The following is a 16,072-nucleotide window of genomic DNA, read 5'->3' as shown; positions in this document are numbered from 1 at the left end:
CACGGCGTTTGATTTTGGCTCTGCAGTGGGCGGCGCGTTTAGCGGCATTGTGAATCTGCAAAATACCACCTTCAATATTGATGGTTTGAATACATCGGCCTTGACGAATTCCACGCTGAAATTATCCAGCGGCAGTTTGGCTTCAGTGGCTGATGGCACACAGAACATTGGTGGGCTGGCGATGAGTGGCGGTACACTGCTGTTTAATAACCTGGTGGATAACTCAGGGATAATCAGCTCGTTAGGGACTATCGCGGCGAATAGCATCAACACCACGGGTGGCGGTAATGTTCGGGTTAATTTACCGGCGAATGTCACGCCAGATCTTGGCGGTTTGTCGGTGATGCAACTGGATGAAGGGGAGATCATCGTGACTCTGGCGACCGGCAGTGCAAACGGAACCGGGCATGAGCTGACTTTATCCGATGAGTTTGGTGACCCGTTAAGTGCGACCGTTTACCAATCTCTCTCTAACCCTAGCGCACTCTCACCCGCGGCAATGGGCTCGTTTAATTACGGCCTGACCACCGGGACCGGTTTTGATGGGCTGTACGTCAATTATGGGTTGAAGGCGTTGGAACTACAGGCTGTGGGGGCTGATGCACTGATATTGACCGCAACCTTAGGGAACAATGGCACGCAGGCTAACGATCTCTCCGCTCAGGTGACAGGCAGTGGCGATCTGGCCTTTGTCTCCGCTAATGACGGCAGCATTGCGTCACTATCGAATTCAACCAACAGCTATACCGGCGCAACATGGGTACGTTCAGGCAGTGTCCGTATGGAAGCGGATTCAGCACTGGGGCAAACCTCTCTGCTGGCGATGAGTACGGCGACCAATGTCGATCTCAACGGGACTCAGCAGACGGTGGGCCAGTTGGCAACCGAAATTGGCAGCGCACTGGACTTCAATAGCGGCAAGTTAACCGTCACTAATGGGGGCCAGGTTGACGGCGCGCTGACAGGCAGTGGTGAGCTGGATCTCATTGGCGGTTTACTGAGTATCACTCAAGGTAATAGCGGCTTTACTAGCAGCACAGATATTGCCAGTGGCGCGACAGCACATCTGTATCAGGTTCAGGGGCTAGGCTCTGGGGCCATCAACAATAACGGCCTGCTTAATCTGGATAATACCAGCGGGATGCTGCTGAACTCGTTGGCCGGTAGCGGCAATGTGCAGTTGACTAACAGTGCCAATGTCCAACTGGCCGCAGACAATAGTGGTTACTCGGGCTTATTCACCACAGATGCAGGGACGGTGTTGACCGCCAATAGTGCAGAAAATCTGGGGAGCAGCAGCATCGCAAACAGCGGTGAGTTGATCTTGGATACGGCGTCAATTTGGGATTTAACCAATAGCATCAGCGGTAGCGGTACTTTGGTTAAACGTGGTAGCGGCACGGTTAAAATTGACAGTGGTACTGTCAGTGCCAGCTTGACGACAATTGAAGACGGCTTGCTGCAACTGGGCAGCTCAGCAGCCACCTCGACCCTGACGCTGAATGAGTCACCATTAACCCGTTCACTGGCGGTCACACTGGCGTCGAATGTCGCCAATCTGGTCAGTGATGTGCTGATTACTAATACCGGCTCATTAGGTGGATACGGCCAGGTGACAGGGAATGTGGAGAACCGTGGCAACCTGATTATGCCAAATGCATTAACAGGCGGCGATTTCGGGACCTTCACTATTGATGGTAATTATACTGGCGACAATGGCACTGTGGTCTTCAACACCATTTTGGCGGGTGATTCATCTATCACGGATCGATTGGTGATTACCGGCAATACCGCTGGGCAGAGTTTTGTCACGGTGAACAATATTGGTGGTAATGGTGCGAGGACCTCTGAGGGCATCAAAATCATCGATGTCGGCGGCGATTCTGCCGGGCAGTTTACCCTGAATGGCCGGGCTGTGGCGGGTGCTTATGAGTACTTCCTGTATCAAGGTGGCATCAGTTCACCAGCAGATGGCGACTGGTATCTGCGCACGCAAGCGGATGAGCGCCGCCCTGAACCCGCAAGCTATACAGCGAACCTGGCGGCAGCGAACACCCTGTTTGTCAGCAGCTTATCGGATCGCTCTGGTGAGACACTCTATACCGATATCTTGACCGGTGAGCAGAAGAGTACCACTTTGTGGTTACGCAATGAGGGTAGCCATAACCGCTCCCGTGATGACAGCGGTGAGCTGAAAACGCAGGATAACCGGTATGTGATGCAGCTGGGTGGTGATGTGGCGCAATGGAGCCGCAACACACAAGATCTGTGGCGCGTCGGGGTGATGACGGGTTATGCCAACAGCAGCAGTTCGACGGTCGCACAGGGGACGGGTTACCGCTCCACTGGCTCGGTAGATGGCTACAGTGTCGGCATGTACGGCACTTGGTTTGCTGAAGGGCAAGAGCAGAGCGGTGCTTATGTCGATTCTTGGTTGCAGTACAGCTGGTTTAATAATCAGGTGAGTGGCGAAGGTTTAGCGAGCGAGAATTATGACTCGAAAGGGTTCACCGCGTCGATTGAGAGCGGCTATGCCTTCAACGTGGGCCAGAGCGCTAACCAAAATTACTTTATTCAGCCAAAAGCCCAAGTGGTTTGGATGGGGGTGAAAGCGGACCCTCATACTGAAACCAATGGAACTGTGGTGACCGGAGAAGGGAATAACAATATCCAAACGCGTCTGGGTGTGAAGGCATTCATCAGCCCAATACCGACCGCCGATAAAGCCAATACGCCAGCATTTAAGCCTTATGTTGAAGCCAATTGGATCCATAACACCAAAGATTTCGGCACCACTCTTGATGGCATGACCGTGAAACAAACGGGTGCCGCCAATGTGGCTGAACTGAAACTGGGAGTTGAGGGCCAGATCAATAACAAGCTGAATCTGTGGGGCAATGTGGGCCAGCAAGTGGGCAACAATGGCTACAGCGACAGCAGTATCACGTTAGGGGTTAAATATAATTTCTAACTGAAATCAGTGACATCATCAACGGCACATATCATTCGGTATGTGCCGTTTTTTATGGTCAGGATCGGCTTAATCCAAAGACTCTTCCTGCACTTCCAGCACATGGTAGGCCGTCGAGCAAAATAGTGAGTTTAAGCGCTTCATATCCCCTAGCAGCCCCATATGCAGGCTGCTGGTTTCAATGCTCTGGACGTTTTGCTGATGCAGACGTTCAACGTGAGAGTGGGAGTAGCGGCGGTTCAGCAGGCGGAAACGGTGCTTGGCACGGCGCAGGCGCTTGGCGTTATTGATATCACGCGATAAAAATACCGACATGCCCAAATCCAGATTCGCCACCAGTCGAGTATGCAGGGTATTTAGCTCCTCAAAGCCCTCTGCGGAAAATGGCTTCTGGGCATTGAGGGATTTGGCGGCGACATCGGCGGTCATGCGGCCAATAATATCGCCAGCCTGTTGCAGGTTGACGGCGGTATCAATAATTTCTGCCCAGCGGCGTGAATCAATCTCACCCAATTCATCTTGCTGAATTTGCGCCAGATAGAGCTTAATCGCGCTATACAGCATGTCCACTTCATCTTCCAGCAAACCCACTTCATGTTTTTGCTGCTTGTTGCCCTCAAGCACCTCTTTAAAGCGAAAGAGCATCTGCTCCAATACATCACCCATGCGCAGAGTTTCCCGCACCGCATTAGCGAGCGCCAGTGATGGCGTGTCGATGGCGGTAATATCAAGATAGCGCGGGGCTGAGGGCAGCGCGCTATTGGGGTCATCTTTAACTAATCGGCTACAGATGCGGGTCATCACTTCCACCAATGGCAGCATCAGTAAACAGCGCAGCAGGTTATAGAACACGTGGAAGTAGATGACCACCTCGGCGGCAGGGAGGTTCTGACCGAGCAACCACTGCGCTAAGGTATTGACCCATGGCAGCACCAAAACACAGCCGATCACTTTAAATAATAAGCTCCCTAACACCACTTGTCGGGAGATAGCATTCTGCCCACGGCTGCTGATCAGTGCCAGTAAACCGCTGCCCAGATTTGAGCCGATCACAATGCACAGGGCGATATTCAGTGGCACTAAGCCGGTGGCGGCCAGTGTGGCAGTTAGCAGTACGGCGGCCAGGCTGGAATAACTGATCATGGCGAACAGTGCGCCGATCAATAGCGCCAAAATGGTATCGCCGGTCAGGGAGGAGAAAATGGCCTGCACGGCGGTGGCCTGTGTAATCGGGCCGGCGGAGGTGACAATCAGTTGCAGCGCCAGAATAATCAGCCCAAGGCCAATCCCCACGCGGCCCATCTGCCCAATACGGCTTTTGCGCTGGCCGAGGAAGGTAATCACCCCGATTAAGATCAGCAGCGGCGATAACCAGGAGAGATCGAAAGTCAGCACCCGTGCCATCAGCGCGGTGCCGACATCGGCACCTAACATGATAACCAGTGCGGGCGACAATGAGATCAACCCCTGCGAGACAAAAGAGATCACCAGCAGCGCCGTGGCATTGCTGCTTTGCACCAGTGCCGTCACCCCAATCCCTGCAATGAATGCGGTCGGTTTTTTCTGGATACTGGCACTCAGAATTCGACGCAAATCAGCGCCATAAACCCGCATGATGCCGGTACGGACGATGTGTGTTCCCCAAACCAGCAGGGCGACGGAAGAGAGCAGGTGAAGCAGTGTCAGCATAGTTAATCTCAGTTGTGGTAAGACCGCAGCCTTACACTGATTTAAGTCAGATCCTATTTAAGCTGGGGCCTCCCGACAGTAGAAAAGCCCCAAGATGGATAGCTATAATAGCTGATACCTGCCGAACAGGTGCTCAACCAGACTAATGATAACAACTTAGGGCGTGATAAAGCGTCGCCAAGAGTTTTTTATTATCAACAGTTTGCAATATCGTGACCGGTTTGCCTTTGGGGGCCGGAACGCCAACATCCAGCCGCAAACTCTCTGGGCTGAAACGCAAGGTCATGCCACGGGTCAATGCCCCCTCCAGCGCCACATCAAGGTAGTCGCTGCTGGTGGTGACGATGCTTTTATCCAGCAACCAGGCGACCACCAGTGCATCATGCACCCAACAGCCCGGCAACTGACGGGTCTGCATTGAGTAGCTGATCCAGGGGCGGATGGTCTCCACCAGATAGCGGCTGAGCGGCGACTCAATTTGCGCGATTTTATCCAAATCCTGATGCAGCAGTTGGGTCTGGGTGGTGACATCCAAAGGCGCGAGGGTGATATTCGCGCCACTGGTCAGTACCACATGGGCCGCTTCTGGATCGAGACCAAAATTGGTATCTTTCAGGTAACCATCGACATTAAAGACCCCGCCCATGATCGCAATTTCGGCGACCGATGAGGCCAGTTGCGGATAGAGCTGCATCGCGTGGGCGATATTGGTCAACGGGCCGATAGCCACCAAGGTTATCTCACCGGGGTTATTACAAATTAATTCACCTATGGCATGGGCCGCCAGCGGTGCATTTGGTGCCACAACTGGCGGGCGCGCTGTTTGCTGCCAAAGTGCGGTTAATCCACTTTTGGTTGCGCCATTATCCAGTTTGTCGCGCCATGGCGCGGGGGGTTCAACCAGCGCCTGCGAGGCCCCTCGAATAATGGGGATACTCAATCCCAGACGGTTGACTAAATCATGGGCAACAGAGAATCCCACATCACTTGGGGTGTTGCCCGCCACGATGGTGATTAATTCTAAGGTTATTTCCGGAGCCGCGATGGCGAGTGCTAGTGCTAAACCATCATCGACATTGGCGCCGGGTACGCCATTTCCTGGGTCACAATCAATAATTAAACGCATATTTTTTATCTTTTTTATGTTGGAAACTAATCTCTTTTACTTCTGGAGCAGCCGCAGGATTCGCCGAGTTGTAGCGAAAAATTGAATTCGCGAATAGCCGGCGTGCCGGTCCAGTTTTTCAGCATGTCGATAGCGGTTTTCGCCATCGCATCCACCGGTTGGCGTACTGTCGTCAATGACGGCACGTTATATTCAGATTCGATGGTGCCGTTAAAACAGATAAGCGCCAGATCCTTAGGTGCGGTCAGATGGTGTTCAGCCATGGCCCGCAGACAGCCAAACGCCTGTAATTCATTGGTGGCAAACAGGGCTTGTGGCAGCGGCCCTTTTAGCATTTGCTGTGCCGCCTGATAACCACCGGGGCGGGTATAGGTGGTGGCGAAAATCCACTCATTGCGCACGGGCAATCCGGCCTGTAGCAAGGCATCGCGCCAACCATTGACCCTATCTTGAGTATTAAGCATATCCAGCGGACCGCAAATAATGGCGATTTCACGATAACCATGCTCAATCAGATGTTGGGTCGCCTGAAACGCCGCTGCACGTTCATCCACCCGAATGGCGCAGACTTGCTGCGCAGGGTCGACTCTATCGAGCATCACAAAGGGCGTGCCAGTGGACTGAATCAATTCGATATAGGGATGGCGGTCGACACTGGTATACAGCAAACCATCAACCTGACGAAGCAGCAGGTTATTAATGAGTTCGAATTCACGCTGACGAGAGTCACCGGCATCGCCCAGCAACAACACTTGCCCATTGGCAAAGGCTTCACGTTGCAGGGCATGAGCCATTGAGGAGATAAAAGGGTTGGAGATATTGGGGACCACCAGACCATAGGTTTTTGTGGTGCCGGACGCCAATGCTCTGGCAATTCCATTGGGGCGGTAACCGGTTTTTTCGATGGCATCCAGCACACGCTGTTTGGTGAGTTCAGCTACCGGGCGCGGCCCGTTATTAATGACATAACTCACCACTGCCACAGAGGTGCCTGCTTCGCGGGCCACATCAGAACGTGTAATACGGTTGACCAAAGTTACCTACTTAATCTGCAAACAGATGCCAAACATCCCTGAAGGGGCTATCCAAGGGGGGATCCCCAGTAAAGCGGGTGGTAAACTCACTTTACCGTGAAAGGCAGGTAATTTCTGTATTAAATCGCATACTTCAAGCCGCATGTGTGTTGGCTACATTTGTTACTCGGCCCATCCATGGGCCTCGGTATTAAATCGCGTCTTCTGGCAGATTGAGGTCACGTCCGCGCGTCTCAGGGGCAAAGAAGGTGGTGACAAAGCCGATCCCTGCCATAACAGCAAAGTACAGGGCGATTGGCCACCAGTGACCGGTGAAGGTCAACATGGCTGCGGCCATCAGTGGGGCAGTGCCGCCGGACAAAATGGAGCCTAACTCTTTAGCCACTGCCATCTTGGTGTAACGGTTAGTCACGCCAAACAACTCAACACCCCACGCTGCTTGCACACCGAAGATACCCAGTGATGCCAGGCCCATACCCACAATGATAGTTCCCATCACGATAATTGGCTCGCGGGTTTCCAACAGCATAAACGCCGGGAACGCATAGATAATCAATAACAGGCAGAACCAGCGATAGGTGATACGGCGACCAAAACGATCCGACAGATAACCCGCCAATGGGATGATCAGGAAGCCGAGGCAGGAGGCGATAAACACCGCCATGGTCGGCACCGATTTATCAACCATCAGCACTTTGGCGACATAACCAATCATAAAGCCCTGAGCCAAATAAGAGGGGCCGTTCTCGCCGATACGCAAGCCCACCATGATCCAGAAGGATTTACTGCGCTGCCAGAAGCTGCGGTTATCCACTTCTGCCACGTGCTCACGCCCCAGTGCTAGTGCTTGTTGGCGCTGCTGTTCCAGCACCAATTTTTGGCGCTCAAATACTGGGCTTTCACGCATATGACGGCGAATAAACAGCGCGGCACCGGCGATTAAGATGCTGGAGAGGAACGGAATACGCCAACCCCAATCAAGCAAGCTCTGTTTGTCCATCTGCAACACTAACAACCAAACTAGCGCTGCCAATAAGGTGCCGCTGTTAGAGCCTAATGCAATAATTGAGGAGACCAAACCGCGTCTTTTGGCTGGGGCATACTCCCCCAACATCACTGCACCGCCAGAGAGTTCAGCGCCGGCCCCCAATCCTTGCATAAAGCGTAAAAAGGCCAGGGTGGCAGGTGCCCATAGGCCAATAGAGGCATAACTGGGGATTAAACCAATGAGGGTGGTGGATGCCCCCATCAAGGTAATGGTGGTAATCATCACTACTTTCCGGCCCTTGCGGTCACCTAGTCTGCCGAACAACAGCGCGCCAATGGGGCGAGCAATAAAGCCGACAGAGTAGGTGGCAAAGCTGGATAACAAGGCGATCGCCGGTGTTGCTTCAGGGAAGAAGACATCACCAAATATTATGCCAGCAGCTAAACCATAGAGTGCGAAATCTGCATACTCCATGGCGGTGCCGAGCCAGCATGAAAAGGTTGCGCGCCAAAAGTCTTTGCGACCTTCGGGCGTAGCCAGACGCTCTTCCGCAGCCATGCTCTCTGATGGAGCATTGTCTGCCGCTGAGCTATTTAGTGAAGTCATTAAAAAGGTTCCCCTGGTGTTGAAGCATCATGTTCACGTATTAATGTTTGTTTATTCGCCCGGCACTCAGCCACTGAGATAAGCGGGCTAAAAGATGCTGGATGAAAAACATTAGCAAACATTAATCTTTACCTTCCTTTTTAGTGTATCTACCCGCGTAGATAGGTCAATCTAATTATTAAATCTTTAGAGATTGTTCACAAAACTGTCATGTAACTGAGCAGGATTTGCACGGGATAGCTGTAGCAGCCAGATTAAAGTGGGTTTTTAACCTGTTAATCACTGGCAGAGATAGGTATTATCCCGACATTAGTAATGCAAATCATTAGCGTTAGCACTCAAGGATCTTTACATACCTACTTTTCAGGAGAGAAAATGCGATTACGTCTGGCTCTATTTTCATCATTACTGGCAGCCACTGTTGCGATGACTGGTTGTGATGACTCATCTGCGGCTCCAGAAGCATCAGCAAAAATCAGCATTGAACATGCTCAAGGGACCACTCAGGTTCCGCTAAACCCGCAAAAAGTCATCATATTGAACCCATCGGTATTGGATACCGCCGATGCTCTGAACATTAAAGTGGCCGGTGTTCCGCAGACCAGCACCCATCTGCCCGCATTTTTATCCAAGTACAGTGGCCCCGAGTATTTGAACGCCGGTACACTCTTTGAACCCAACTATGAAGCACTTAGCCAGGAAAAACCTGACCTGATCATTGCGGGTGGTCGCGCGCAAGACGCCTATGACAAACTGAGCGCCATCGCGCCCACTATCGCACTTGATATTGATCCCCAGCACTTTACCCAGAGCCTGACTCAGCGCACTGAACAACTGGCCTCAATATTTGGCAAAGAGGAAGCGGCGAAGGCGCTACTGGGCAAATTCACCGCCCAGATAGATGAGGTCAAGCAAAAATCGGCTAATGCAGGTTCAGCTATGGTGGTGATGGTCAGCGGCGGAAAAATGTCTGCCTACACCCCCGGTTCCCGTTTTGGTTTTGTCTTTGATGAGCTGGGATTCAAACCTGCGGTCACCTTCACAGAAACAGGCAGTCATGGGAATGTGGTGACCTCGGAATTCATTCTTAATGCCAATCCTGAATGGCTGTTTGTGCTGGATCGCGACAATGCGATTGGTCGGGCTGAAGGGCAATCTGCACAGCAAGTGCTCGATAACCCGCTGATTAATAAAACCAAAGCATGGCAAAACAACCAGGTTGTCTATCTTGATTCTGCCTCACTCTATATTGCGGGCGGTGTGCAGAGCTATATGCAACTGATGGATAAAATTGCCTCAGTGCTGGATAAACAAGCGCCAACACAGTAATCATTACTGATGAAAAATCTTGGTTTTATCGCCGGCCTGGTTATCTTACTGGGCCTGATGATGTGCAGTTTGTTCATCGGTGCCGGGCATGTCACCTTGGCGGATGTCTGGTCAGACTCGGATATGCGCGACATCTTTCTACTCAGCCGAGTGCCGCGAACACTGGCATTGGTTCTGGCGGGTAGTGCGATGAGTGTTGCCGGTCTGATTATGCAGATGTTGACACAAAATCGTTTTGTCGAGCCTTCCATTGCGGGAACCACCCAGTCGGCCAGCCTTGGCTTGTTGTTGGTGATGGTTTTCAGCCCATCAGCGCCAGTGATAGTCAAAATGCTGGTCGCCACGGTATTTGCAATGGGCGGCACTGCGCTGTTTATGCTGCTACTGGCACGAATGAGGATGAAATCGGCACTTATGGTGCCGCTAACCGGCATTATGCTGGGGGCAGTATTTAGTGCAGTGACCACCTTTTTGGCGATGGAGTTTGATCTCTTGCAATCGCTAGGTAGCTGGGAATCCGGTGATTTCTCTGGTGTGTTGCAGGGCCGTTATGAGCTGCTATGGATTGTGGGCGCGCTGACGTTAATTGCCTGCCTGATCGCGGATCGCTTTACCGTTGCCGGAATGGGGCGGGACTTCTCGGTTAATGTTGGCCTGAATTATCAAAGCGTTATGATGGTCGGGATGTCCATTATTGCCATCATCAGCGGTGTGGTGGTGGTGGTCATTGGTGTGCTTCCTTTCCTCGGTTTGATTGTACCCAATATTGTCAGTATGGCGATGGGGGACAATCTACGCCGAACCATACCTTGGGTGGCGCTGTGTGGCGGTGGGCTGGTGGTTTTATGCGACATTATCGGTCGGTTAGTCAGCTACCCATTTGAAATACCTGCCAGCGTTATTTTAGGGGCCATTGGCGCACTGGTTTTTCTGTTATTAATTGTTGGGACGAAACGCCATGCAGGCTAGTGAGTATTCTGCAAAAGAGAGCCAGCTTCAGGCAAATAACCGGGCGCTAAGCATACCTGCAAAAAGATTAGTGCTACTGAGCCTGATTGCCCTTGCCGCTATTATCATCTTCATGACGATTAATCTTAAGGGCAATATTCAGTATGTTTTGGTTCACCGCGGCCTTATTTTAGTCACTATGCTGTTGGTGGCATTTGCCGCAGGTATTGCCACCGTATTATTCCAAACTGTTACCAATAATCGAATCTTAACGCCGTCCGTGATGGGGCTTGAGGCGCTATTTATCCTCATTCAGACAATGTTGATATTCTTTATCGATGCCAATGGTTTCAAAGTATTGGGTGTCACCGGTAAGTTTCTCTGCGAATCTGCATTGCTCCTGCTGTTCTCGGTATTTCTTTACCGCTGGTTACTGAGCGGAGTGGGGATCAATCTGCACAAAGTGCTGCTGGTGGGATTGGTGTGCGGCACCTTATTTCGCAGTTTATCTAACTTGATGCAGCGTCTGCTCTCGCCGGGGGAATTTTCCATCTTGCAGGGGAGGCTGTTCGCTACTTTTACGCGAGCTGCCCCGGAAATTATTGCTCTGTCCACTGGGATAATTGTGATGGTGGGTATAATCGTTTGGCGAATGCGCTATTGCCTCGATATTATCGCCCTTGGCAGAAATACCGCGATTAATTTGGGTGTCGCCTATCAGAAAAAAATAACCGCGATCCTCCTCTTGGTCTCGTTATTGGTGGCTATCTCGACGGCACTTGTTGGGCCGCTGACATTTTTAGGCTTGCTGATTGCTAATCTGGCTTATCCCATTATGGGATCATTCCGGCATCAATATTTGCTACCGGGCGTATTTCTGCTGGGGACCATTACCTTGGTCGGCGGCCAATTGATCCTCGAACGCCTACTGAACATGTCGGGAACACTGTCGGTGGTGATTGAGTTTATTGGTGGCGCGCTATTTATTTATCTTTTAATAAAAAAGGCTCCAGTGTGATTGAAATTAATGACATTAATAAAAAATACCAGGACACCGCGGTGCTCAATAATATCAATGAGAGCATCCCTTCTGGTGGAGTTACCTCAATCATTGGGCCAAATGGTGCCGGTAAGTCTACGTTATTGTCGATCATGAGTCGTTTGCTGACGCCAGATCTGGGGCGCGTACTGTTTAATGGGCTGGATGTAGCGAAAACGTCCGGAGATAAGCTCGCAACCATTCTTTCCGTTTTGCGCCAGGAGAATCACTTCACCAGCCGCCTGACAGTATCAGATTTAGTTGGGTTTGGCCGCTATCCCTATTCGAAAGGGCGACTTAACGAGAGTGACCGCCAGCATATTGATGCCGCTATGGAGTTCCTCAATCTAATGGCGCTAAAAGATCGCTACCTTGACGAGCTTTCCGGTGGCCAGCGGCAACGGGCATATGTCGCCATGGTACTTTGCCAGGATACAAAATATATCTTGCTGGATGAGCCATTAAATAATCTTGATATGAAGCATTGCGTGGCGATGATGAAACAATTGCGGCGTGCTGCCGATGAGCTGCACAAAACCATCATACTGGTTATCCATGATATCAATTTCGCCTCAGCTTACTCTGACCATATGATCGCCATGAAAAACGGTGAGGTAATATATCGGGGCGCGCCTGAAGAGATGATGAAACCTGATATTCTGGAGGAGATTTTCGATATAAAAGTCAGCATAGAAAAAGTGCAAGATCAGCATATTGCGGTGTATTACCGTTGAGTCATTAATAACCTCATTTATAGCTCGGTGACTGGCGGGGCGACTGCACCGATGGGCGCTCCGACGGCTTACGCCGTTACGACCCATTTCCCCGCTAATCAACTTTGTCAACGGTCTGAAGGCTTGAGTATTCTCTACTTAAGCCTTTTTGATCTATTTGTGACAAATAGATCCGCTACAAACAAGCATCGCGTTATATTGCGGCGTACTCTCCGGTGCCTTCCGGCCACGGCGTTAGCAAGTCATATCCGGACTCGGTAACGGCAATAGTGTGCTCCCATTGTGCCGACAGAGAGCGGTCTTTGGTGACCACGGTCCAGCCATCAGAGAGTACGCTGGTTGCGGCTTTACCGGCATTAATCATCGGTTCAATGGTAAAAATCATGCCCGGTTTGAGGATCATGCCAGTCCCTGCAATCCCATAGTGCAGCACCTGCGGTGCCGTATGATATTCCTGGCCCACGCCGTGACCACAATACTCCCTGACGACAGAAAAGCCCGCGCCCTCAGCAACATGCTGAATGGCAGCCCCAATATCGCCGAGTGTCGCCCCTGGGCGCACAACTTTAATACCTTCGACCATGGATAAATAGGTGATATCAGCCAGACGTTTGGCCCTGACCGATGGCTCACCGACAAAATACATTCTGCTGGTATCGCCATACCAACCATCTTTAATAATGGCCACGTCAATATTCACAATATCGCCATTCTTGAGTTTTTTATCTGATGGGATACCGTGACAGACCACATGATTGACGGAGGTGCAAACAGTATGAGCATAACCGTGATAACCAATGTTGGCGGGAGTAACCTTCAGCTCATTAATAATGTAATCGTGGCACAACCGATCAATTTCATCCGTCGTAACGCCCGCGAGAACATAAGGGGTGATTATTTCCAATACCTTAGCCGCTGCGTGGCCGGCGGCGCGGGCCATTTCAATCTCAGCGGCTGAGTGGATTTTTACTGCTGTCATTGTGCTTCCTCTTCTTTATTCAAAGGAGCTTCATTTTGAATCATTCTGGTAATGTCAGCTCCCCCTTGTAATTCTGCCTGAACCAGTGCCCGGGCAAGCTCATGATGAGTCAATTGGGGATAAAGCTCAGCCAGCATACCCATCTTGAGCCAGTGCTCAGCCTGCGAATTGATTGAGCGACTCATTGCATTGCTGGCGATACGCAGGTTCTCATGCATCAAATCGGAGATTTTTACGATACCCATAAAATGCCTATACGAAACATACATGGAACGTATATTGCCATAAGTGCGGGTAAAATACACCTCTCCAAGCTTTCAAAATGAGATACCCAAAGCACGCATTAATATCAAATTAGATCTGCATACAGGCGGCGCTTAAAAGAGAATGGAACTACATCATAAAGCTGTATCAAAACTAAAGTATATTTAATATTGTTCTTAGCTAAATTATAAGTATTTTCTGGTGTGATTATTTTCAATCTGAAAGTATTAAATTAATAGGATACTGTCTTAATCAATCCATCCTGACTCTGTTTTTTGTTATTGAATTTCACTATATTAATATGGTTATCATTCAGGTGGCTGCACTCCATAACATTCATTAAGCTCTTTAATGATGCAGTAAATATTCAAAAATATAATTATTTATGCAGGCATTTTTTATTTTTTAACTGATTAACTTACTCATTTGTATTACTAGGTTTTTTAAATCAAATGATATTTTATTGTTATAAATCAATATGTTTATTGTTGCTTGATTTTTTCAGGGATATTTTTCATTATTGAGGGGGAAGATCTCAATATTTTCTATTGACGATAAAAATTAATTGTAAATGATGTTTTTGTAGGCATAATTCTCGAAAATAATTTTATATTTTACCTTCTATATATATTTGGGAAAGGAATTCCTTGTGCCTCGCATCTGCAATTCTATATTAATAACCAGCGTTCTATTGTTGGTGAGTGCTATTCCCTACACCAGTCATGGTGCGGAATTAGCGCCAGTCCAACAAAGTATTCACCAACAGGAACGGCAACGGGCATTGGAGGAGCGCCTAATCCCGCCGACACCGGATGTGCGCTTATCGGCACCTGCGCCCTCTCTGGGTCGTATTTCCTTCCCCGCAGAGAAACCCTGCTTTGTTATTGATCGCGTAAAAATCAGTGGCGCAGAACCACTACCTCGCTGGTTGCCACTGCAACGGCTCGCCAGTCAGGCGCAAGGGCAGTGTCTGGGGGGGCAGGGCATTAATCTGCTGATGAGCCAGTTGCAAAACCGCCTGATCGATCACGGCTATGTCACCAGCCGTGTGCTGGCCCCGCAGCAGGATTTGAACAGCGGCACACTGGTGCTACAAGTGGTGCCCGGCAAAATACGCCATGTGGCGCTGACACCCGACAGCAACCGCCATGTCACGCTGTTCAGCGCCTTCCCCGCCCGGCCCGGTAACCTGTTGGATCTACGCGATATTGAGCAGGGGCTGGAGAATCTCCAGCGCGTGCCGACAGTGCAGGCCAGCATGGAGTTGATCCCGGGTGATGCCCCCGGCGAAACCGATATCGCCCTGAGCTGGCAGCAGAGCAAAATGTGGCGGCTGGCGGCCTCACTGGATGACTCCGGCACCCGCAGCACCGGCCGCTATCAAGGCGGCGCAACCCTGTATCTCGATAACCCGCTCTCTCTAAGTGACCTGTTTTATCTCTCAGCCGGTGGCTCAATCAAAAGCCGTGGTGAAAAAGGCACCAATAACCTGACCGGGCATTATTCGCTGCCGTTCGGTTACTGGACCGTCGGCATGACCGCCAGCAGTTATGACTATCACCACACAGTGGCGGGCCTCAATGGCGACTACCACTACAGTGGCGAAAGTGAAAATGTGACGCTGCAACTCAGCCGCCTGTTGCACCGCAATGCCAGCCAGAAAACCACTTTTACCTACGATGTGCTGACCCGCGCGTCGAAAAACTATCTCAATGATACCGAAGTAGAAGTGCAGCGCCGCCGCACCTCGGCCTGGCGTGTCGGGCTGGAACATCGCCACTTTATCTCGCAGGCCACACTGGACGCGGGTGTCAGTTATCAGCGCGGCACCCGCTGGTTCGGTGCCATGCCCGCGCAGGAAGAGTATGTCGGCGACGCCACTGCCCTGAGCAAAATCCTGCGGCTGAATGCGCAGCTGGATATTCCTTTTACCATCCAAAAACAGAACTTCCATTACAACCTGCAATACCAGCGGCAAAGCAGCAGTACACCGCTGACACCACAGGATCAGTTCGCCATTGGTGGCCGCTGGTCAGTACGCGGTTTTGATGGTGAACGCACACTAAACGCCGATCGCGGCTGGACGGTGCGCAATGATCTCGGCTGGTACACGCCACTGCCGGGGCATGAACTCTATTTCGGGGTCGATTACGGCGAGGTCGGCGGTCGCAGTGACCCTTATCTGCTGGGCCACCATCTGGCGGGGGGTGTGGTCGGGGTGCGCGGCAGTGTACTGAATACCCGCTATGACCTGTTTGCTGGCCGCCCCTTCTCTAAACCCGATGGCTTCAAAACCGATTCGGTGACCGTCGGCTTTAACTTGAACTGGCAATACTGATGCGCCCGATTAACGCTTTACTCTGGG

12 protein-coding genes are annotated in these 16,072 nt (G+C 50.9%); 6 read left to right on the top strand and 6 right to left on the bottom strand.

Features of this window, described 5'->3' with window-relative positions; all coding sequences use genetic code 11:
- On the top strand, positions 1–2,971 hold a 2,971-nt coding region (locus AACW11_RS05660; RefSeq protein WP_249192681.1), incomplete at its 5' end, for an autotransporter outer membrane beta-barrel domain-containing protein.
- A 69-nt stretch (positions 2,972–3,040) separates the two neighbouring features.
- Here AACW11_RS05660 and AACW11_RS05655 read toward each other — a convergent pair.
- From AACW11_RS05655 to AACW11_RS05640, 4 genes are all read right to left on the bottom strand, one after another.
- Positions 3,041–4,660 carry a Na/Pi cotransporter family protein gene (locus AACW11_RS05655; RefSeq protein WP_212583999.1) on the bottom strand — a complete coding sequence of 540 codons (1,620 nt, stop codon included), beginning with the start codon at positions 4,658–4,660 and terminating at the stop codon, positions 3,041–3,043.
- Positions 4,661–4,802: 142 nt separating this feature from the next.
- Complete coding sequence (locus tag AACW11_RS05650) at positions 4,803–5,786, bottom strand: nucleoside hydrolase (protein WP_212583998.1); 984 nt, start codon at positions 5,784–5,786, stop codon at positions 4,803–4,805.
- Between the two features lie 26 nt (positions 5,787–5,812).
- Entirely contained in the window at positions 5,813–6,820 is a 1,008-nt protein-coding gene (locus AACW11_RS05645; RefSeq protein WP_212583997.1) for a LacI family DNA-binding transcriptional regulator, read from the bottom strand.
- A gap of 190 nt (positions 6,821–7,010) precedes the next feature.
- Positions 7,011–8,414 (bottom strand): MFS transporter, encoded by a 1,404-nt coding sequence (locus AACW11_RS05640; protein ID WP_212583996.1) that lies wholly within the window; start codon positions 8,412–8,414, stop codon positions 7,011–7,013.
- Between the two features lie 375 nt (positions 8,415–8,789).
- On the opposite strand from AACW11_RS05640, the gene AACW11_RS05635 reads away from it, so the two are divergent.
- Genes AACW11_RS05635 through AACW11_RS05620 form a run of 4 tightly spaced genes read left to right on the top strand, consistent with a single transcriptional unit; the run spans position 8,790 to position 12,464 of the window.
- A complete protein-coding gene (locus tag AACW11_RS05635) occupies positions 8,790–9,743 on the top strand; it encodes a siderophore ABC transporter substrate-binding protein (RefSeq protein ID WP_212583995.1) in 954 nt (317 codons plus the stop codon).
- Between the two features lie 9 nt (positions 9,744–9,752).
- Complete coding sequence (locus AACW11_RS05630; RefSeq protein ID WP_212583993.1) at positions 9,753–10,712, top strand: ABC transporter permease; 960 nt, start codon at positions 9,753–9,755, stop codon at positions 10,710–10,712.
- Positions 10,702–11,709 (top strand): iron chelate uptake ABC transporter family permease subunit, encoded by a 1,008-nt coding sequence (locus AACW11_RS05625; protein ID WP_212583991.1) that lies wholly within the window; start codon positions 10,702–10,704, stop codon positions 11,707–11,709. Before AACW11_RS05630 ends, AACW11_RS05625 begins: the two co-directional genes overlap by 11 nt.
- Positions 11,706–12,464 carry an iron ABC transporter ATP-binding protein gene (locus tag AACW11_RS05620; protein ID WP_212583990.1) on the top strand — a complete coding sequence of 253 codons (759 nt, stop codon included), beginning with the start codon at positions 11,706–11,708 and terminating at the stop codon, positions 12,462–12,464. The genes AACW11_RS05625 and AACW11_RS05620 overlap by 4 nt, the downstream gene beginning before the upstream one ends.
- 193 nt (positions 12,465–12,657) lie before the next feature.
- Here AACW11_RS05620 and map read toward each other — a convergent pair whose 3' ends face one another.
- Entirely contained in the window at positions 12,658–13,443 is a 786-nt protein-coding gene (gene map, locus AACW11_RS05615; RefSeq protein WP_212583989.1) for a type I methionyl aminopeptidase, read from the bottom strand.
- Positions 13,440–13,688: a ParD-like family protein gene (locus AACW11_RS05610; protein WP_212583987.1), complete on the bottom strand. Its 249-nt coding sequence runs from the start codon at positions 13,686–13,688 to the stop codon at positions 13,440–13,442. The genes map and AACW11_RS05610 overlap by 4 nt, the downstream gene beginning before the upstream one ends.
- Positions 13,689–14,356: 668 nt before the next feature.
- On the opposite strand from AACW11_RS05610, the gene AACW11_RS05605 reads away from it, so the two are divergent.
- Complete coding sequence (locus tag AACW11_RS05605) at positions 14,357–16,045, top strand: ShlB/FhaC/HecB family hemolysin secretion/activation protein (protein WP_445285803.1); 1,689 nt, start codon at positions 14,357–14,359, stop codon at positions 16,043–16,045.
- The last annotated feature ends 27 nt before the right edge of the window (positions 16,046–16,072 follow it).

This window comes from Yersinia sp. Marseille-Q3913 (assembly GCF_963892745.1).
Lineage (GTDB): Bacteria > Pseudomonadota > Gammaproteobacteria > Enterobacterales > Enterobacteriaceae > Yersinia > Yersinia bercovieri.
The sequence above is the reverse complement of the archived record's forward strand: the minus strand, read 5'-3'. Positions and strand labels throughout refer to the sequence as shown.

Coding starts and splice junctions, on each gene's coding strand:
- AACW11_RS05640 (WP_212583996.1), bottom strand. CDS start 8,414: ATGACTTCACTAAATAGCTCAGCGGCAGACAATGCTCCATCAGAGAGC.
- AACW11_RS05635 (WP_212583995.1), top strand. CDS start 8,790: ATGCGATTACGTCTGGCTCTATTTTCATCATTACTGGCAGCCACTGTT.
- map (WP_212583989.1), bottom strand. CDS start 13,443: ATGACAGCAGTAAAAATCCACTCAGCCGCTGAGATTGAAATGGCCCGC.
- AACW11_RS05650 (WP_212583998.1), bottom strand. CDS start 5,786: ATGCGTTTAATTATTGATTGTGACCCAGGAAATGGCGTACCCGGCGCC.
- AACW11_RS05630 (WP_212583993.1), top strand. CDS start 9,753: ATGAAAAATCTTGGTTTTATCGCCGGCCTGGTTATCTTACTGGGCCTG.
- AACW11_RS05610 (WP_212583987.1), bottom strand. CDS start 13,688: ATGGGTATCGTAAAAATCTCCGATTTGATGCATGAGAACCTGCGTATC.
- AACW11_RS05625 (WP_212583991.1), top strand. CDS start 10,702: ATGCAGGCTAGTGAGTATTCTGCAAAAGAGAGCCAGCTTCAGGCAAAT.
- AACW11_RS05655 (WP_212583999.1), bottom strand. CDS start 4,660: ATGCTGACACTGCTTCACCTGCTCTCTTCCGTCGCCCTGCTGGTTTGG.